General features: G+C 34.7%; 14 protein-coding genes, 2 pseudogenes and 1 riboswitch. Of the genes and pseudogenes, 11 read left to right on the forward strand and 5 right to left on the reverse strand.

The window, feature by feature from the left end:
* Window positions 1–254 precede the first annotated feature (254 nt).
* Together COD11_RS14065 and COD11_RS14070 are read left to right on the forward strand one after the other, a co-directional pair.
* Window positions 255–1,118: a cation diffusion facilitator family transporter gene (locus COD11_RS14065; RefSeq protein WP_483296295.1), complete on the forward strand. Its 864-nt coding sequence runs from the start codon at window positions 255–257 to the stop codon at window positions 1,116–1,118.
* 384 nt (window positions 1,119–1,502) lie between these two features.
* Window positions 1,503–1,582, forward strand: a riboswitch (cyclic di-GMP riboswitch).
* A gap of 124 nt (window positions 1,583–1,706) precedes the next feature.
* The gene (locus COD11_RS14070; protein WP_141549690.1) at window positions 1,707–3,224 is read left to right on the forward strand and encodes a sensor domain-containing diguanylate cyclase; all 1,518 of its coding nucleotides are present in this window, start codon (window positions 1,707–1,709) and stop codon (window positions 3,222–3,224) included.
* Window positions 3,225–3,649: 425 nt separating this feature from the next.
* Here the strand turns inward: COD11_RS14070 and COD11_RS26885 are convergent, their stop codons facing one another.
* Window positions 3,650–3,796: a hypothetical protein gene (locus COD11_RS26885; protein ID WP_162987329.1), complete on the reverse strand. Its 147-nt coding sequence runs from the start codon at window positions 3,794–3,796 to the stop codon at window positions 3,650–3,652.
* A gap of 428 nt (window positions 3,797–4,224) precedes the next feature.
* Between COD11_RS26885 and COD11_RS27870 the strand changes: the two genes are divergently transcribed.
* The gene (locus COD11_RS27870) at window positions 4,225–9,309 is read left to right on the forward strand and encodes a rhamnogalacturonan lyase family protein (protein WP_098797536.1); all 5,085 of its coding nucleotides are present in this window, start codon (window positions 4,225–4,227) and stop codon (window positions 9,307–9,309) included.
* 499 nt (window positions 9,310–9,808) lie between these two features.
* Here the strand turns inward: COD11_RS27870 and COD11_RS26890 are convergent, their stop codons facing one another.
* On the reverse strand, window positions 9,809–9,955 hold the full coding sequence (locus COD11_RS26890) for a hypothetical protein (protein WP_162987328.1): 147 nt from the start codon (window positions 9,953–9,955) through the stop codon (window positions 9,809–9,811).
* A gap of 373 nt (window positions 9,956–10,328) precedes the next feature.
* On the opposite strand from COD11_RS26890, the pseudogene COD11_RS28200 reads away from it, so the two are divergent.
* The 3 genes and pseudogenes from COD11_RS28200 to COD11_RS14090 all read left to right on the forward strand — a co-directional run.
* Window positions 10,329–10,415: pseudogene (locus COD11_RS28200) on the forward strand (YjcZ family sporulation protein); the annotation flags it as partial.
* Between the two features lie 249 nt (window positions 10,416–10,664).
* On the forward strand, window positions 10,665–10,952 hold the full coding sequence (locus COD11_RS14085; protein WP_098797538.1) for a hypothetical protein: 288 nt from the start codon (window positions 10,665–10,667) through the stop codon (window positions 10,950–10,952).
* A gap of 111 nt (window positions 10,953–11,063) precedes the next feature.
* Window positions 11,064–11,798, forward strand: a complete 735-nt coding sequence (locus COD11_RS14090; protein WP_098797539.1) for a polysaccharide deacetylase family protein — start codon at window positions 11,064–11,066, stop codon at window positions 11,796–11,798.
* 88 nt (window positions 11,799–11,886) lie between these two features.
* On the opposite strand, the gene COD11_RS14095 is transcribed toward COD11_RS14090, so the two are convergent.
* Window positions 11,887–13,080, reverse strand: a complete 1,194-nt coding sequence (locus tag COD11_RS14095) for an MFS transporter (RefSeq protein WP_098797540.1) — start codon at window positions 13,078–13,080, stop codon at window positions 11,887–11,889.
* 79 nt (window positions 13,081–13,159) lie between these two features.
* Between COD11_RS14095 and yeiL the strand changes: the two genes are divergently transcribed.
* A complete protein-coding gene (gene yeiL, locus COD11_RS14100; protein ID WP_098797541.1) occupies window positions 13,160–13,828 on the forward strand; it encodes a transcriptional regulator YeiL in 669 nt (222 codons plus the stop codon).
* 110 nt (window positions 13,829–13,938) lie between these two features.
* Here the strand turns inward: yeiL and COD11_RS14105 are convergent.
* Window positions 13,939–14,412, reverse strand: a pseudogene (locus COD11_RS14105) (MSMEG_1061 family FMN-dependent PPOX-type flavoprotein); the annotation flags it as partial.
* A gap of 404 nt (window positions 14,413–14,816) precedes the next feature.
* Here COD11_RS14105 and mobV point away from each other — a divergent pair.
* The 4 genes from mobV to COD11_RS14125 all read left to right on the forward strand — a co-directional run bounded on the left by mobV (window position 14,817) and on the right by COD11_RS14125 (window position 17,833).
* Window positions 14,817–15,395: a MobV family relaxase gene (mobV, locus tag COD11_RS14110; RefSeq protein ID WP_098797543.1), complete on the forward strand. Its 579-nt coding sequence runs from the start codon at window positions 14,817–14,819 to the stop codon at window positions 15,393–15,395.
* Between the two features lie 367 nt (window positions 15,396–15,762).
* Window positions 15,763–16,158 carry a hypothetical protein gene (locus tag COD11_RS14115; protein WP_098797544.1) on the forward strand — a complete coding sequence of 132 codons (396 nt, stop codon included), beginning with the start codon at window positions 15,763–15,765 and terminating at the stop codon, window positions 16,156–16,158.
* A gap of 105 nt (window positions 16,159–16,263) precedes the next feature.
* A complete protein-coding gene (locus tag COD11_RS14120) occupies window positions 16,264–17,199 on the forward strand; it encodes an AraC family transcriptional regulator (RefSeq protein WP_098797545.1) in 936 nt (311 codons plus the stop codon).
* Between the two features lie 115 nt (window positions 17,200–17,314).
* Window positions 17,315–17,833, forward strand: a complete 519-nt coding sequence (locus tag COD11_RS14125) for a hypothetical protein (RefSeq protein ID WP_255301624.1) — start codon at window positions 17,315–17,317, stop codon at window positions 17,831–17,833.
* A 352-nt stretch (window positions 17,834–18,185) separates the two neighbouring features.
* Here COD11_RS14125 and COD11_RS14130 read toward each other — a convergent pair whose 3' ends face one another.
* Window positions 18,186–19,013: an STAS domain-containing protein gene (locus COD11_RS14130; RefSeq protein ID WP_098797546.1), complete on the reverse strand. Its 828-nt coding sequence runs from the start codon at window positions 19,011–19,013 to the stop codon at window positions 18,186–18,188.
* Window positions 19,014–19,102: the final 89 nt, after the last annotated feature.

Here is a 19,102-nt window from a genome sequence, read left to right on the forward strand (position 1 = left end):
GAAGTTTTGACAATACGTTTCTAACCTAGACAGTGAATTAATGAAAAAGGGGATTTCCATTCAGCATAGTGACAAATTAACACTTGAGGAAATCGTTGAATTTATCTTGGAAGAGGAAAAGATGTTGAAAAAGCGACTATGATATGATAGTTGCTTTTTTTTATTTTTTAATGCTCCATTTCCTCACAGTAATAAAATACCCAATAAAAGCTAATTACTATACTTACATAAGTTTCAGGTCGTAGTAGGAGGAAATGATGGAAAATACAAATTTAAAGAAAGCCGAGAAAGGTGTATGGATTAGCATAGCCGCTTATGTTTTTCTATCTACAGTTAAACTAATTTCCGGTTATATTGGGAATTCAGATGCATTAAAAGCTGATGGGTTAAATAACTTAACAGACGTAATTGCATCTGTAACTGTTTTAGTCGGATTAAGGATTGCCCAAAAGCCTGCCGATGAAAATCATAAATATGGTCATTCAAGAGCAGAAACGATTGCCTCATTAATTGCTTCAATCATTATGTTTACAGTTGGTATACAAGTTATTGTTGATGCTTTTAATAATCTAAGATCTCCGGCAGAGACTACACCACAGCTGTTTACGGCATTCGTTGCGTTATTTTGTGCTATTTTTATGTTTTTTGTTTATCGATATAACCGCAATTTATCCAAAAAACTTGAAAGTAAGGCACTATATGCAGCTTCTCAGGATAACCGTTCTGATGCGTTAGTTAGTATAGGTGCCGTAATTGGGATTGTTGGAGCATATTTAGGCTGGGGCTTTTTAGATCCAATTGTTGCGGGTATTGTCGGGCTGATTATCATTCATACTGCATATGGGATTTTTAGAGAAGCTGTTCATGATTTAACAGATGGCTTTGATGCGGAAAAGTTAAAAGAGATAGAAGAAACGATTAAAAATACACCAGGAGTTACGTTTGTAAAAGATATAAAGGCTCGCGTATCAGGAAATCAAACAACAGTAGATGCGATCGTGTTTGTGAAATCTACTCTTTCCGTAGTAGAAGGACATGGTATTACAGATAAAATCGAGGAAAGACTCCGAGACATTTATAATATCGAAAGAGTTCATATCCATATTGAACCACATTAAAAAGGGAAGAGTGCATTCTTTCCTTTCTTACTTTTTCTTCTCCTAAACATCAATTAACGATTGGAGAAAAACTAATTGCAGTTCATATTGCTTAAAAATGTTTTAAACGTTAACGAGGTGATCTCGTCAATCTCAATGTACTGCTTTTTTGCGACCAATCCTTGTTTTGTTGCTCAAGTCCTGTTTCAATTACAATGATTAATGAGTCAAGCGTTGGTTCATTAATAGTAATTAAAGAAGTTTGCCTAATCTTCTTTCAATGGGTAATATACCAATACTCAATATACATCTCAGGCTTTTATGTAGAAGTCATAAATTGGCAGAACCCATTACTATCTAACAGTATTTTATTCCTAGTAAAAATAGACTATAATGAAGTTAATCATATATTTCTGGCAAACTATGTGAAAGCATAGGACGCAAAGCCACGGGTCTACGCACAGCATGATAGCCGGGTTACAAATCATGTCAAAAAACTGCTGTGTAAGCAGTTTTTTTGTGTTTTGTCAGTATTCTTTATATGAAATTGGGTTCCAAAATATAAGCGAGAAATTATAACATATTAGTGTTAATTAGTAGGTGAGGGTTTTGCAAATTTTCTTTTTCAGTATCATGTATCTGATTCCTGCGATTATTTTTATTTTTTTGGCAGGTATGGTTTATGGTCATAATCGAAAGTGTCGGAAGCATATTACATGTAGTTTATTTTTTCTATCGTCGTCTCTATGGTTTTTTGGGGTATTTACATCTAGCCTTATTTATCCTAAGTATCTTGATAAAATTGTTGTTTACTGGATAAATGGGTCAATTGCCGTTAGTGCTTTGTTATCCCTGCATCTTTTTTTAATCAATGCTAATATGTATAAAATGAAAAACGGGAAATTATTTAAGCTATTATTTATTCCAGGAATCGTTGTGATTGCAACGATTCCTTTTGATTCATGGATGTTAAACGAATTTGATGAGACCGCATTAAAACCTATGTTTATTCCAGGTCCCGGTCTGATCTTGTTATGGATTGTGGATTTTGCGTATCTTATAGTAAACGTATTTTTAACCATAAAGGAAATGAAAAAGGGAAATCAAGCTGCAGTATTATGGTTCAAAGGTATGATCTTATTTTTTGTATGGACCTTAACGATGTTGGTAGGCTCCATCCTTTTACAAAATACGAATTTATCATTTATCACTTTCTTAATTCCGCACGGTTCATTATTTTGGGCATACGCCATTTTCCTTAGTATGTCAAAATATGATTATTTATCATCGTATGAGAAACGATATAACATCTTGTTTCAGCGATCTCCACTAGGGATCCTCCTTATGGATGAAGATGCGGTTGTTCATGAGGCTAGTCCTCAGGTAGCCAATTATCTAGGTGTTAGCAATAAGGAACTTATTCAAAATTCGATTCTGTCTTTTTTAAATGGTGTTGATAAAGAAAAGTTTATAAAAGCACATCAAACATTTTTTCAAAATCGAATTAGGCTTACTGACGAAGAACTTTCTTTTGTGAATATAAAAGGGGAAGAAACAATATTGTCGTTTGATTCCGACTTTATTTTACTAGAAGGAAAGACACTTCAGTTTGTTATGGTAAAAGATGTTACAGAAGCCAAAAATAAGGTGAAACATGAGTATTATCTCGCATACCACGATATTTTAACAGGATTATCCAATCGGGCTGCTTTTGAAATAAAAATTCAAGAGCTTATAAGTAGAAAAGAAATGTTTGACCTTGTTTTGCTAGATCTTAATAAATTAAAGAAAATAAACGATACATTAGGACATCAAGCAGGCGATCATGCTATACGATACCTTGCAACAATCTTACAAGAAGCAGCTGGAGCTGAACATCATACCGCAAGACTAGGCGGTGATGAATTTGTTTTGTTACTAAATATTGATAAAACAGAAACCATTATCAAGCAAATTCGCAAGCAATTAGCTATTCCGATGAAGCGAACAGGTTCAGGACAAATGACTCTTTCTGCTAGTATTGGTGTTAGTCGTTATCCTCTTGATGGAGAAATCATGGATGAACTATATAGTGTAGCAGATAAAAGGATGTATGAAGAAAAGCATGATGTGAAGTTAAGAGGATGAATATTTTTAAGGCCAGAATCTTAGTTATCTACTTAACTGGGGGTCTGGTCTTTTTATTATTTCATTAAAGAGTATAGTAGATTTCGTTAAATTTAAAGCTAAAAAGGCAAGAAGGCAATGTCGGTTCATGAACGACAAAAGTGGGAAGGAAAGAGCCCGTACTGTTGATCATGAACTAAATGATAACTAATACTTTTAGCGGTACAGCTACTAATGGTCTTCATAATTGCGATGAAGAATAACTCTTTCATCCAAGCCACCGGCAATGGTCTTCATAACCCCGATGAAGACCAAAACTCCTACCAAAACCACCACTAATGGTCTTCATAGCCACTATGAAGGAAAAAACTTATTAATATTTAACTATTAAAAAAGCTATCGTGCCAACATGTGCACAATAGCTTTTATATTTCTTATCTTAACACTTACATATAATCATAAACAGAATCTTCGAAATAGAGCCAGTGAAAATATTCGATTTGTGAATCATCCATTTCAGCGATTTCTTTTTCGTTAAATTTATGTTTTTTTAATAAATCATTCACTTTAAAGTCTCTAGCTTGTTGGCTCATTTTACATCCTCCTAATATAAAGAAGTTATGCTTTGTAAACCTTTCTTGAACTTCTTGGTTTTATTATATATCTCAAAATGAGATTAAACCAATATTAATTTAAGATGATTTATCAGAAAATGATATAAAAAAGGGATGTAAACAAAATTCCTATAAGTGTACTGATTTACTAATCCATTTGTCATGACATTTGCAAAGTTACTAAGAAAAAGGATTTATAACCCAGAGAAATTTGGATAGTCAAAAAGAACTACTTATAAATCATATCTGTTTTTTAAACGAGAATGTCTGAATTTTATATATCTAAATATTCTGACAACATCTATTATGTACTTTTGTAAGGGTTTTCAAAAATGGTGAAGGGAGGGATACATTCAACTCGACAAGGCATAAGGTGACTATTTTCAATAACGAAAGGTAGTGAACTTATGAAAGGTATGAGAAAAGGTAGGAAGCATGCTGCAATATTATTAAGTGCCATGCTAGTGCTATCTAATTTTCCTATTAGTTTTCAAGCTGCAAAGGCAGAGGAAAATGTATTAACGAAAAAATTTGATTTTGGAACATCATCAAGTGCAGTAAAAGAAGGATATAGCAAAGTCTCAGAGGAATCTGCTTATAGCGAAGACGTTGGATATGGTTTTCAAGATCCATCAAAGGTCGTTTCAGGAGACAATGGAGCAACTGACGCATTGCAGTCTGATTTTATTTCAACAAAGGAAACAAGTTTTAATGTAGATTTGCCAAATGGTGATTATTCTGTATCAGTTATTGCGGGAGATTCGAAGGAAGCTACAAATATAGGTGTGAAAGCTGAAACCATTCAAAAGATTCAGGATACAGCTGTTGCCGCAGGAGAATTCATTGATCGTAGTTTTTCTATTGCATTAGTAGACGGACAATTGAATGTTGAGCTTACTGGCAGTAATCCAAAAATTAACGGACTTATTATTACAGAACTAGCTAAACGTGATGCAGGTGAGAAGCCAACTGTCTATATTGCAGGTGACTCTACTGTGCAAACATATGATGAATATTGGAAGCCTGAAGCAGGTTGGGGACAGATGATTCCACGATACTTTAATGATGACATTCTTTTTGACAATCATGCTATAGGTGGAAGAAGTTCTAAGTCGTTTATTTTCGAAGGAAGATTAGATCATATTTTGACAGAAATCCGTCCTGATGATTATTTTCTTATTCAATTTGGACATAACGATGCTACCATCAGCAGACCTGAGCGTTATGCATCAGTTCCAGATTATAAAAATTATTTAAAAACCTATATTAATGGAGCAAGACAACGTGGTGCCACTCCAATTTTAGTTACACCTGTTGGTCGACGTGATTTTAATTCAGAAACAGGCATTTTTAATGTAAGTTTTCCAGAATATGTAGAAGGTATGAAAGAAGTGGCAGCTGAACTTGATGTTGAGTTGGTTGATTTAAGTACACTTAGCCGTGAATATTATAACTCAATTGGTCCTATTGGAACTCTTTCTGTATTCCTTCATACAGAGCCAGGTATTTATCAAGCGTTTCCAAATGGTTCACAAGATGATACCCACTTCCAGGAATATGGCGCGATTCAAATTGCACGCCTTTTATCGTCTGGAATTAAAGAGTTAAGCAGTCCGCTAGCTTCATATGTTACAGACGTTGAGCCTCCAGCAAATGTTCCAAACAAGCCTTCTGGTGTAACGGCAAGCAGCATCAGCAATGCCGGGGCAGTATTAACTTGGGATGAAGTTGAGAATACAGATATTTATAAAATTTATCGTAAACTCTCAACAGAAGAGAATTATGTTTTAGCTGGTACCTCAACTATTCCTAGAATTAGCTTATCGGGAATGAACGAAGGAAAAACCTATCAACTTCAAGTTGTTGCTGTAAACGGAAAAGGAGAGTCCGATCGTTCAGATGTTGTTGAAATCAAAACAAAAGAAGCAACTCTGAAGTTTGATTTCGGACCAGTTGGTAGTCCTGTTGCAGAGGGGTTTACGAATGTTGATCTGAATACCGTATATACTGAAGAAAGAGGATATGGAATTAAAGATAATACAGGCATGATCACACGTGACCGTGGAGATGGAGATACACCACTTCGAGACGTAACACGTGATTGGCTAGGCTATTTTAACGTTGGTTGGGAATTTAAAGTGGATGTACCAAATGGATTGTATGCTGTGAAGGTTCATGTCGCTGATTTCCTTGGAAGTGCTAGAACAGACGTATCGATAGAGGGTAAAGATCTTGGCCCAGTAAATGCTTCAAGCCGAAATTATACGTCAAAGGTATTCTCTGATGTATCTGTAACAGATGGTCAAATGAATGTGAATTTTAAAGGATCTACTGGAATTGCAAATGGTCTTGAGCTTACGCCGATTTTACTCGCACCATCAGAACTGAAGGCTGCTGAAATATCGATTGATCCTGAAAATCCGTCTATTAATCTATCATGGAAAGCAGTAGAGGATGCAGCAAAATATAATATTTACCGAAAAGTTGCAGGAACTAATAAGGTAGAGCTTATTGGTACATCAGCAACGAATTCTTACAAAGATACTAGTATCGATGTTGGTATGGAATATGAATACACAGTTACTACGATTGATAGAGCGAATATCGAAACAGTTCCTTCTATGCCATTAGCTGTATCAATGATTGATTCATCTGTTTCTGTTCCAAATGCACCCGTAAACCTTAAGCTTGGTGACGTGAATAAAAATGATCTAACATTTAGCTGGGACAAAACGGAAGGAGCAAAAACATATAATGTTTATCGAGCTAAAAAGAAAGATGGCACATATCAATTAGTTGGTAAAACAAGTGATACGAAATATACAGATAAAACGGTTTTAACCACTATTAAATACTACTATAAGGTTGCTGCTGTAAATGCTGGTGGAATCTCTGAACAATCTGAAAGCCTTGAAACACCGGCAGTAACAGTACTAAAAAGACAAATGGAATCGATTGATCGCAGTCTCGTAGCTGTTAAAACAGATGAAGGCGTTTATCTAGGTTGGAGATTATTAGGAACAGATCCTAAAGATGTGTCATTCAACTTATATCGAAACGATGAAAAAATTAACACTTCACCTCTTTCAGACAGCACAAACTTCGTTGACAAAGAAGGAACCGTAGATGACGTTTACGAGGTACGCGCAGTTTTAGATGGGAAAGAAAAGAAGTCAAAAGATCGCGCAAATGTTTTAAGCAATAACTTCTTAGACATTCCACTTGAAAAACCAAAGGATGGTGTCACACCATTAGGAGATCCTTATACGTATTCCGCAAATGATGCAAGTGTTGGAGATCTTGACGGTGATGGCGAGTATGAAATTATTGTAAAATGGAATCCATCAAATGCAAAAGACAATTCACATGCTGGATACACTGGAAATGTGTATATCGATGCATACAAGTTGGATGGAACAAAACTGTGGAGAATTGATCTTGGTAAAAATATTCGTGCAGGAGCCCATTACACTCAGTTCATCGTTTACGATTTTGATGGAAACGGGAAAGCAGAGATTGCTTTTAAAACGGCCGATGGAACAGTGGATGGACAAGGAAACGTAATTGGTAAGAAAGATGCGGATCATCGAAATTCATCAGGTTATATCCTTCAAGGCTCAGAATATCTCACAGTATTTGAGGGTGAAACTGGTAAGGAACTTGTCACAACTGACTATGACCCACAACGTGGTGATGTCTCATCTTGGGGTGATTCATATGGTAACCGTGTCGATCGTTTCCTTGCTGGAGTTGCGTATCTAGACGGTGAGAAACCTAGTCTTATTATGGCCAGAGGCTATTACACTAGAACCGTTGTGACAGCTTATAACTTTAGAGATGGGAAGCTAACAAAAGAATGGACATTTGATACGAATAATGAAGGCTATAGTAGCTGGGCGGGTCAAGGCTATCATAGCTTAAGCGTCGCTGATGTTGACCATGATGGAAAAGATGAAATTGTCTATGGTCAAATGACGATCGATGATGATGGCTCTGGTCTTTATAACTCTGGATTAGGTCATGGTGACGCCCTTCATGTTAGTGATTTAGATCCTAATCGTCCAGGACTTGAAATTTTCTCCGTACAAGAGCATACCGATGCAAAATATGGCTATGATCTTCGTGATGCTGAAACAGGTGAATTCATCTGGGGCGTTAAAACTGGTGAAGATACTGGCCGTGGTATGACGGCTGATATTGATCCTACTTATGATGGTGCTGAGGCATGGGCTATTTCAGGTGAATGGAATAGTACAACTGGTGGTTTGTATTCAGCTACTGGTGAGAAAATCTCTGAAAATATTCCATCTTCAAACTTCGGTATTTGGTGGGATGGAGATCTTTTACGAGAATTGCTCGATCATAAATGGGATGCTAATAAAGGAGTAGGAACAGGTACAATCGCAAAATGGAATCACGAAGACAAAAAACTTGAGAATCTATTACTTGCTGAAGGTACTTACTCCAATAACTCAACAAAGGGTACTCCTTCTTTACAGGCTGATCTTTTAGGTGACTGGAGAGAAGAAGCGATTTGGAGAACAGAAGACAGCAGTGCGTTACGCCTTTACACAACAACAGCTGTAACCGATCATAAAATTTTTACTCTCATGCATGATGCTCAATATCGACAATCCATCGCATGGCAAAATGTTGGCTACAACCAACCTCCACACCCTAGTTTTTATATTGGTGAAGGAATGGAAGAACCACCATCACCTAATATTTATTTAGTGTCTGGTGGGAAAAATGATGAAAATGCACCTGAAACAACTCATGAAATAACTGGAGCAGCTCAGAACAATTGGTACAAAGAAGCTGTAAAAATTAACTTTACAGCAGTTGACAATGAGTCTGAGGTAGAGAATACGTATTTTAAAGTAAATAATGGCTCTGAACAATCAGGAAATACTGTTACAATTCAAGAAGACGGTAAGCATATTATTCACTATTGGAGTGAGGATGAAGCTGGTAATGTTGAAGATAAGAAAGAAGTAGCCATAAATCTAGACACAACTTCACCGGTCATTACCTTTAACCTTGAAGATGGAATAGAATTTGGTATCGATGAAGAAATAAATGTTACTTGCGAAGCTGTTGACGCTCTATCTGGCATAGATTCTTCTACTTGTAAGGAGAACACACAGCCAGCCTACCAGCTTGGAGTAGGAAATCATGAGTTTACTGCTGAAGCAATCGACCTAGCCGGCAACAAAACAAATAGCTCCATTTCAATTTTAATAAAAGTAGAGTATGATAGCTTAGCAAACTTAACACAACAATTTCTCATAGAAAATGGAAAGGAAGCTAATTTCCAACCATATCTTAAAAAATTAGAAGCTGCTAAAAAGTCAGCTGAAAAAAATAATACAAAAGCCAGAAACGGACAATTAAATGCTTTCATCAACCATGTTAAAGCTAAAACAGACAAAGAACTAACAACAGAACAAGCTACCTATCTCATTCAATTCACACAAGAACTAATGAAATAAAAGGCCGTGGGGAAAGGGCCGTGGGGACAGGTTTCTTGTCCCCATGAGGTTGATGAACGACAAAAGTGATTGGAATTGTATGCGTTCTGTCGTTCATAAGGTGAATGAACGACAAAAGTGACTGGAATTGTATGCGTTCTGTCGTTCATAAGGTGAATGAACGACAAAACTGGCCGGAACGGAATGCGTTCTGTCGTTCATTAGGTGGATGAACAACAAAAGTGGCCGGAACGGAATGCGTTCTGTCGTTCATAAGGTGAATGAACGACAAATGTGACTGGAATGGAATGCGTTCTGTCGTTCATTAGGTGGATGAACGACAAAACTGGCCGGAACGGAATACGTTCTGTCGTTCATGAGGTGGATGAACAACAAAACTAGTTATGATCTGACGCTAACTGTCGTTCATAAATTTAATGAAAACCAAAACTATTCATTTAACACTAAAAAAGCTATTGTGCTCTTAGCACAATAGCTTATATATTTTTTATATTAATAATTACATATAATCGTATACAGAATCTTCGAAATAGAGCCAGTGAAAATATTCAATTTGTGAATCATCCATTTCAGCAATTTCTTTTTCGTTAAATTTGTGTTTTTTTAGTAAATCATTCACTTTGAAATCTCTAACTTGTTGGCTCATTTGAAATCCTCCTTATTTAGAAGTTACGCATGTAAACCTTTCTTGAACTTCTTGGTTTTATTATATATCTCAAAATGAGATTAAACCAATATTAATTTAAGATGAATTACCAAAAAATGATATAAAAATGCTATTTATTTCTGTAAGTTTCATTCAAACGGAAAATTCATGTTTATTCACTGCTTACATTTTCTTAACTCTAATGTATTTCAAGAAAATCAAAGAGTGGGCTATACTGTAGCACTTAGGCGGAATTAGCACTTAGAAATAGGCCCAGTTTTATTAGTTCATTCAAAAAATTAATGCAAAAGCCCAAACGAATTTACTAGTGCAACATACTATGAGAATTGAGAAATTTGGGAGGTGAAGGAAAATGAGTGAAGCAGTAGGCGGTTATGGTGCAGGCTTTGCACTTATTGTTGTGTTGTTTATCCTTCTAATCATTGTTGGAGCAAGTTATACAACTGGTGGTTATGGACATGGAGGATACGGTGGTTATGGGTACGGAAATCCTTGGTACTAAGACTATAAAAACAATCGGTTTTATACAGGAGGCTCCTATAAAGGAGTCTTTCTGTTTTAATATTTCAAACAAGCTCTAAAGTCCATACATAATAAACGTTTCAATCATATGATACAGTAAACAATCTGACATTTTCGTCATACGATGCTGATTAGAGGGCCCTTTACATAAAAGGGGGAAGAAAAAATGCTTGATCAATATCCTCAAGTTTCTAAAGATATTGGATGGGTTCTTGTTATCATTTTATTTGTTTTGCTTATTATCATTGGGTTCATTTCTCTTCGAACATTAAATGTTCACAAACGACCTACTTCCGAACTCCCGAAACCAGTTCTTTATCTAAATAAAAGAAATGAGCGTTGTTCAGAATTTATTCTGATTGCCGTACTTTTCATTTTATTAGTCATTGTTGCTATTATCTTAAAAGCTAGCATGGAAAATCGACAAAAGAAAATGCTGTATCTTTATTTTTAACTCACATAAGTATTGTGCACCTCCTCATTAAACTTAATGAAGAGGTGTTTTTTCATTAACTTTGTATTATTCGGAACAATAAAGGTAAAAGAATGAAAAGCGAGGAAAAATATGAAACCAATCATAACAATGTTATTGTGCTTTGTTACATTAGTATTTCCAATACATATTTCAGCTCAACAACAAGTTCCGATTTTAATTTATCATTCCATTGACGAATTTAAAGGACTTGGTGACAAGGAGTTGTACGTTACACCTGAAAATTTTGAAAACCAAATGAGGTATCTACGAGACAATGGGTTTACCTTACTGACTTTTGAACGATGGCAAGATCTTGATAAAGTAGAGAAGCCGATTTTTATAACTTTTGACGATGGATACAAAAATAATTTACATGCATTTGCTATCTTTAAAAAGCTAGAGAATGAACGCTTTAAGCCAACAGCGACTATTTTTGTGATTAGTGACTTTATCGGACGATCTAACCGTTTATCATCTGCAGATTTAAAGATGTTGTCTGACTCTGGTATCATTTCCATCCAATCTCATACGGCAACACATCCTGATTTAACGAAGATAACCAAATTTGAACATGAACTCAAAGATTCAAAAGATAAAATTTATAACATAACAGGAGAACCAGTTATTGCACTTGCCTATCCCTATGGCAATGCAAATAACAAAGTTGTAGATGAAACGAAGAAATATTATTCTTTTGGACTCACAACAACTCCTGAATACTTTTCTAATAAAGGGATTAAAAATGAACTTTATCTTTTACCGCGAATTTATGTAAAGTATTCAACTACTATTGACGATTTTGCTCAAATAGTAGAAGGAAGATGATAGCTTTGCTCGTTTGGCGTTTTGCGGAAATAAAAAAGGGACATTCTCACTAAAAGGTAAGAGATGTCCCAAAATGGAAAAGTATCGATTAATGATCAACCATCGTTTCATTACGAACAATCGTCACTTCCTTTTTATTCGCTAAATGACGATACAAAAGGGCAAACAGCATGGATGGAATTGTACAGATAATCATCCCAATAAACGCGTATCTTGGTTCAATTTCGTATAAATAGCCGCCAAAAATCGTAAATACAGCCGTGCTCCAGCTGAGTGCAAGGGCAGAATATACACCTTGTGCCATTGGAATCTTTGTATGCGGAATATTATTTATTAAGTATTTCATAAAAGCATAGTGACCCATTGCAAAAGAGAAGGCATGTAATGTTTGGGCAAAACTAAAGACAATCACATTTGGGAAGGCAAATACTAAAATCCATCGAACGGTTGAACCAAGAGCTGCCATTGCTAGTAAGGAGCCAACTGAAAATTTTTGAAATTTCTTGTCTGCAAGTAGAAAGAAAATAATTTCTGCAATGACGCCAATATTGATAATCACACCGATTAAATATTTTGGTGCATCTATTTCTTGTAAATAAATGTACCCATAATTGTAATAAGAGGCATGAGCTGCTTGCAGTAGGATCACGATCATCAGCACTAATCCAAAATACTTGATGCGAAATAATTCACGAATGCCACCTTTTTTAGTAGGATCAATTTTTGGTTTCTCAGTTAGAATATCTGGTGCGCGCAAAACTAACAGAACAATGAACGCCATTATTCCAATTAGCAATACCCATAAAATAACGGAATCTCCAAAAGCCCCAGTTAAAACCGTTAAGATAAGACCCGCTACTACGAATCCGATCGATCCCCATGAACGACTTTTTCCATAATGCTTTAACTGCTTACTTTGTACAAGGTATCCAGCCGCACTATCTAAAGCAGGCATTAAGGTTGGATAAAAAACATGTAGAAAAAACGTAACAGCAAGTAAGCTAGGAAAGGAATCAGCAGGAATATAACATAAAATTGCTATAAGTGTTCCGATCGCCATTCCATTTAGTATGGTCTTTGCACTAAATTTTTCAGATAGATAAGGAAAGGCAAATAATGTTGAAAGCCCTCTAGCCACAAGGCCGAGACTCATAATTAAACTAGCTTGAGAAACTGTAATTCCTTTTTCAATAATCATCCATCCCGTCCAGTATGGAAGAAAAATGCCCCAAGTCATATAAAAAATAAAAAAACGTTTACTCATCCATTGGTATGTATTCATTTTGTTTCCCTCCAATGTTTACATGTTAGCATGGAGATAGGTACAATAATATGAGAAATCTCATATTTTGAGGTGTAGAATGAAAATTTATAAACAAGAGCAAAGACAGTACTACTTAGATCATTATTCGATTACACATTTATTTTCTTTTCCTATTGAAGAGTTTATAGAAGTCCGTGAGTATAAACGCGGGGAATGGATTATCCAAGAAGGAAATAGACCTGATTTTTTATTTTATGTGATTGAAGGAAATGCAAAAATTTATATTACACATCAAAATGGTAAAGTTTCTTTACTAAATTTTATTCATGAAAATGATTTCATCGGAGAAATGGAATTATTGCACAAAGTTTATTATACAAAGGGAATTCAAACCTCAACGAAAACGGTATGCTTTGCCATTCCTTTTCAGCAATGCCGATCACAGATGATGGAAGATGCAGCATTTTTACGTGAATTATGCAAATTTCTCAGTTCGAAAGCAACAAAAATGGCCGCCAAATCCTCTCAAAGCTTTGCATTCCCACTTGAAAATAGACTAGCTGATTTCATTATGAAAACGGCAGATGAAGGAATTTATAAAGAAAAGCATGTTACTGTTTGTGACTTTTTAGGTGTATCCTATCGACATCTCTTACATGTTCTTTCGCAATTTTGTGAGAGGGGATATTTGGAGAAGGACGGACGACACTATCTTATACAAAAGCCTAAGGAACTAGAGGAACTTGCTGAGAAACTTAGAAATTAGATAAAAAAGTTTAGGGAAGAGACATTGAAAGTGAAACTAAAATGAACACCCCATAATTAAAGGGGTGTTCATTTTAGTGAAATAAATACTAGCAAACTAGTTTAAATGATTTAATAAAGCCGTTGTGTGTAGCTTTCATTCAATTCCTTTGCAACTTGATCTGATGAAACATTTGGTAATTTGGAGTGCGCAACCAACATTTGTGGAGCTGAGGGAAGAGCCTCTTTCGCTAACCACGAATCAGCATCCCATAGCTGTGATCGTATAAAAGCTTTCGCACAGTGGACATAACATTCTTGCGCTTCTACTAATAGACCAAATAAAGGGCTTTTTCCATTTACCATACTTTTTTCTAGAAGTTCAGGATCACGACAAATATAAGCTTTCCCGTTGATTCTTAATGTTTCTCCTAATCCAGGAATGAAAAAAAGCAGCCCAATGTTTGGATTGGAAATGATATTATGAACGGAATCCATTCTTTTATTTCCTGGTCGTTCTGGAATAAATAAATGATGTTCATCTAATACCGTCACAAATCCAGGTGCATCTCCTCTTGGAGTTACATCACATTGTCCTTCTCCATTTCACTTTAAACTTGGATTGTGCTTTTTTATTTAGGTCAGATTGATAAATGATAAGTAGAACATTGTAACTTCTGTGGCAGTGGAAATTAAGAACTCACTTGACCTCTAGTTAACTCTAGGAATTAACATAAGTTTACAAGACATTTCCTATGAATTAACTTTGTTAAGTGATCGACGGTTAGCTGTTTATGCTCTTGATAGGATTAGGCAAAAACTTGATAGGAATGTGATAACGTTTACTTTTTAACATGCTCCATAATAAAGAGAAAAAGTCCAAAGAAAGGTTTTGACGAGTGTAAAGATTTACAATTTATAGAAGAGAAAATTTATATATTGAAAGATTAGCATAAAACACTAAGATTTGTCCCTTACCATTCATTTGCAGAGAGGAGAGGTTTTACCCATTGAGTTATTTCTTTATTATAAAAATGCAAAAATTAAAAGCTTCTGAAATTCTTGAGGCTCAATTTCATAATCAACGAGAAGGGGTAAGTAAAACAAATCCTTATATTGATAAGGAGAAGTCCCATTTAAACTATGACATCCTAAATCCTCAAAGGATAGACTATCAAGAAGCTGTGGAAAAAAGGATAGAGAAAGCCATTCTTTCTAAAAAGAAAATCCGAAAAGATGCTGTGAGACTTTGTGAAATCCTGATTAGTTCTGAAAAAGATTTCTTTAATAAGTTATCAGAAAAAGAGATCAAGAGATTTTTTATGAAAGGATTAGAATTTCTTCAAAAAAGATACGGAGCTGAAAATATCATCTATGCTACCGTTCATTACGATGAAAAAACGCCTCATATGCATGTTGGTTTTGTCCCAATCACTGAAGACTTTAGACTTAATGCAAATGATATATTTACGCGTCTAAACTTGGTCATGCTTCAAGATGATTTACTAATTCATCTAAATGAAGCTGGATTTGTTTTAAAACGCTCAGTTTCTGGCAACCGTGAGGAATTAGCAAAAATGTTTTTCTAATGAAAGTGTGCAAATTAAACTTTTCATTCAGCTATAGTACAGGCTGCTTTAGCTAAAAAATAGCTTTCTATAATGTCTCCAACATAGAAGCACGAATGTGGAATAATTAACATTCGCGCTTTTCTTATTTATGGTAGATTATAAAGAAACGAGCTTGGAATAAAGTGTATATAAGGTTGTAATTTGCAAGATGGAATGAATACTTGCTTTCTTCAATAGACTTTATTAGGAAGGAAGCGTGTACGTGTGTCGAAGGCCCCTCAACATCAGAACAACTATTCGGATTAAGGGGAAATGAGATTATTTTATCTTGTTCATTTTCTAAGCAACTAAAATCGTCCAATACATGAAAAAGTGAGGCTGATTTATGGTAGGTAAACTTAGAAAGATGAAACTGAAAACAGCTCTATATATGGGGATTTGTTTTTACTCTTTATCAATGTTAATCCATGTTCTTATTATTAGCAGTATTATCCCTTATACATGGGTCAATGGTGGACGTTCGGACTCATTTGCAGCTCAGTTTTCAATATCTATTATGAATATGTTCATTTGTATAATTGGATTAGTCTTTACGATAAAGATCGGTGGAAACAAACTTTATAAATATAATAAAGTAATGACTGTTATAAGTTGTTTTTTTGTTATATTATGGTCTTTTGGTTTTTTACAACAATTAGTAAGAACAACTTTTGAAAAAACGGTTTGTTCGTTACTATTACTCCTGGGAGTCGTATCACACCTACGGATGAGTATTGAATAAAAATACGTATCACATAATTGCCTAATCCTATCACAAGCACTTACGCAATACGAGTTGCCTGTATTATAATGAGCCTATTAGGTCAAAAACTATGAGGTGAAACTTATGATTGAACAATTACATCATCAACAGCAAGAGCTCGCTAGCCTGATAAAAAGGTATTCAGAACAAAATAGTCATCATGAAACTGAAATCTCTTCTTTATTTTTTTACAATGAATCTCAAACCACTGAACCGCGATATCGAGTTTTTAAGCCCTCTTTTTGTGTGATCGTTCAAGGGGAAAAGGAATACATGCTTGCACAAGAAAAATTTAGATATCGTCCTGGTGATTATTTTGTTGCATCCGTCGATCTACCAATTACAGGACAAGTAATAAAAGCAAATCCTAACAAACCATATTTGTCTCTTAAACTTGAATTTGATCCTGGTGATATAGTAGAGCTTTTAAGTGATGCTGACATTAAAGCAAACCCGAGAAAAAATGCGAAACGTGCTGTATTTGTTGATAAATTGGAAACCTCAATGTTTGATGCGGTAGTTAGGCTAGCACGATTACTAGAAAATCCGAAAGATATCCCTGTTCTAGCACCATTATTTAAAAAGGAAATTCTCTATAAACTGTTACAAGGTCCACATGGGGATGCTATTAAACAACTGACTATAAAAGGGAATCACGCCTATCATATTCGCGACATTATCGAACATATTATTACGCACTATGACAAGCCATTTAAAATTGAGGAACTGGCGGAAAGAGCAAATCTAAGTGTTGCTTCGATTCATAGGCACTTCAAAGAGATGACAACAATGAGCCCAATTCAGTTTCAAAAGCAAATAAGACTTCAGGAAGCTAGGAGATTGTTAATGACTGAATTAACAGATGCTGCTGATGTAGCATTTCGGGTAGGTTATGAAAGTCCGTCACAATTCAGTCGTGAATATTCTCGAATGTTTGGTTCCCCACCTACAATTGATCGAAAACAAATGAAAGAGAAGTTGGCTGAAACAAATAAAGTGGAGAAGCAGTCTTATTCATAAAGTTGATTGTCTTTAAATAAAGTAGTAATTTTAACTTAAGAATATGGAGTAAAAGAAACGATGAGAAAAACCGATAAAAATAAATGTAATGAATACTTATTTAGAGAGGGTTAAGATGGTAAGAAGCAAACTAGCACTCATTGTTTCAGCTGTAATTTTATGTATATGTATGAGTTTCTATTTCCCGTTTCCTAATAACAAAACACTAGACGCACGAGCTACATTCATGATGCTTCCAATTCGAAATCAAGACGGATACATTGTACTCGGTATTATTGGTTCAGTATTGTTTGTGATTGCCTTATTTTTACTCGTAATTGGCTTAAAGAAATATCATCTCAGAACGATGGTATTCGTTGTATTGATTTATTCTTTTTTACCAACACTTTTGATAACAATGTATCAAGAAACCTTTGCTAAGGGGATAACAGCTATTTCATATGATGGAAATGGAATCTGTCATTTTGATAGTGTGAGTGAAGATTTATTAAATGGGGAATGCTCTCTTGTTTTACATTATCGTAGCAGTGAATCTGTTTCATTTGAATTAGAATTTTTAGATTCATTTTCCCCTGAAGAAGAAGTACGAATGGAATCGCTCATGAATTTAAATGGCCCCTTAAGTTTACAATAGAAGGAAATAGTAAAGAAACGATTGAAGTAAAACAGTTACTTAATCTAACAGATGTACCTAACCATATTAGCTCAGGAACTTCAATGAATATTCATATTAAGTTAAGGGAGGGAAAGACTACTCGCATTTTGTAGTAAAACTCTCTATTTTTTATTGAAGGAAACGTTACTATTGTTTATATACAGTAATTTACTAAGGATGATTGATAAATAAAATTTCAATCCAAAGATAGTCAATTATCTTATAAAACATACGAAGAAGGTATTTAAAGACTCGATTGAATCTAGTTTAATTTAACATAAAATTTAAAGAAAATAAAAAGACCCTGTGTATTAGGGTCTTTCTTGACTTATTATTTAAGTAAATAATCGTTTAAAGCTTGTTGTAATGTACCTAATGTATCTGTCTTTTTGTTAAATGAGATGCCAAGATGTATCATTTTCCGTACTACCTCTGCTCTTAATCCGGTAATTACTGATTTACATCCCATCATTTCGGCTCCATCGATTATCTTTAACAAGTGGTCGATCACCTCAATTTCCATATCAGCGATTCCTGATAGGTCAATAATCAAAGTCTGAATGCGTAATTCTCCAATTTCAGTTAGTACTTTTTCCTCTAAAATAACTGTTCGGAATTCATCGATTGTGCCAATAAGTGGCAAAATACAAACAGAAGAATTTATTGGTATTATTGGAACAGATAAATTTTCAACCATTTCTCTTTGTGCATTAATCAATGAATCTTTGTATGTAGAATAACTAATAAAGAAGGCGTTTAAAAAATTATCTATGTGGTTATTTATTTCTTTTTCAAGAGTGAAAAATTCATTAACATTCAGCTGTTCTTTCGTTAATTTATTAAACTCATTAATAAGATACCAAACTGTCCTACGAATAGCCTGCACCCACTCTAATTTAAAGGATAAGTCAATGGAATGAGTTGCCCAAGCAATTCCTTCTTGCTTCGCAAACTGTTGAAGTTCTTCTTCTTTGCCATCAATTATATAAATAACAAGCTTTTTAGCATTGTTTACCAGGTCAATATTCCCTATTTGTAAGATTTCTTGAATTTTATCTTTCACATTAACAGCCTCAGTAAGAAGTAACTCTTCAAAATTATTTAAATTATTCTCAAAAAGATCTCTTAATTCATATGAATCTAGGTAGTTAAATTTCATTGAAAGTTCCTCCATATTTGTATGTTGTTGACACTTTATTCCTTTATATATTTTAAAATATTACTCTAAAAAAATGAAGGGCAAAGTCT

Origin of the sequence: Bacillus sp. AFS040349 (assembly GCF_002577655.1) — a bacterium.
Lineage (GTDB): Bacteria > Bacillota > Bacilli > Bacillales > Bacillaceae > Metabacillus.

What these genes read in the sequence shown, in the direction of transcription:
- COD11_RS14115 (WP_098797544.1), top strand. Translation starts at nt 15,763, where the DNA reads ATGGTAGGTAAACTTAGAAAGATGAAACTGAAAACAGCTCTATATATG.
- COD11_RS14120 (WP_098797545.1), top strand. Translation starts at nt 16,264, where the DNA reads ATGATTGAACAATTACATCATCAACAGCAAGAGCTCGCTAGCCTGATA.
- COD11_RS14090 (WP_098797539.1), top strand. Translation starts at nt 11,064, where the DNA reads ATGAAACCAATCATAACAATGTTATTGTGCTTTGTTACATTAGTATTT.
- COD11_RS14125 (WP_255301624.1), top strand. Translation starts at nt 17,315, where the DNA reads ATGGTAAGAAGCAAACTAGCACTCATTGTTTCAGCTGTAATTTTATGT.
- COD11_RS27870 (WP_098797536.1), top strand. Translation starts at nt 4,225, where the DNA reads ATGAAAGGTATGAGAAAAGGTAGGAAGCATGCTGCAATATTATTAAGT.
- COD11_RS14130 (WP_098797546.1), bottom strand. Translation starts at nt 19,013, where the DNA reads ATGAAATTTAACTACCTAGATTCATATGAATTAAGAGATCTTTTTGAG.
- COD11_RS14065 (WP_483296295.1), top strand. Translation starts at nt 255, where the DNA reads ATGATGGAAAATACAAATTTAAAGAAAGCCGAGAAAGGTGTATGGATT.
- COD11_RS26885 (WP_162987329.1), bottom strand. Translation starts at nt 3,796, where the DNA reads ATGAGCCAACAAGCTAGAGACTTTAAAGTGAATGATTTATTAAAAAAA.
- yeiL (WP_098797541.1), top strand. Translation starts at nt 13,160, where the DNA reads ATGAAAATTTATAAACAAGAGCAAAGACAGTACTACTTAGATCATTAT.
- COD11_RS26890 (WP_162987328.1), bottom strand. Translation starts at nt 9,955, where the DNA reads ATGAGCCAACAAGTTAGAGATTTCAAAGTGAATGATTTACTAAAAAAA.
- COD11_RS14085 (WP_098797538.1), top strand. Translation starts at nt 10,665, where the DNA reads ATGCTTGATCAATATCCTCAAGTTTCTAAAGATATTGGATGGGTTCTT.
- COD11_RS14095 (WP_098797540.1), bottom strand. Translation starts at nt 13,080, where the DNA reads ATGAATACATACCAATGGATGAGTAAACGTTTTTTTATTTTTTATATG.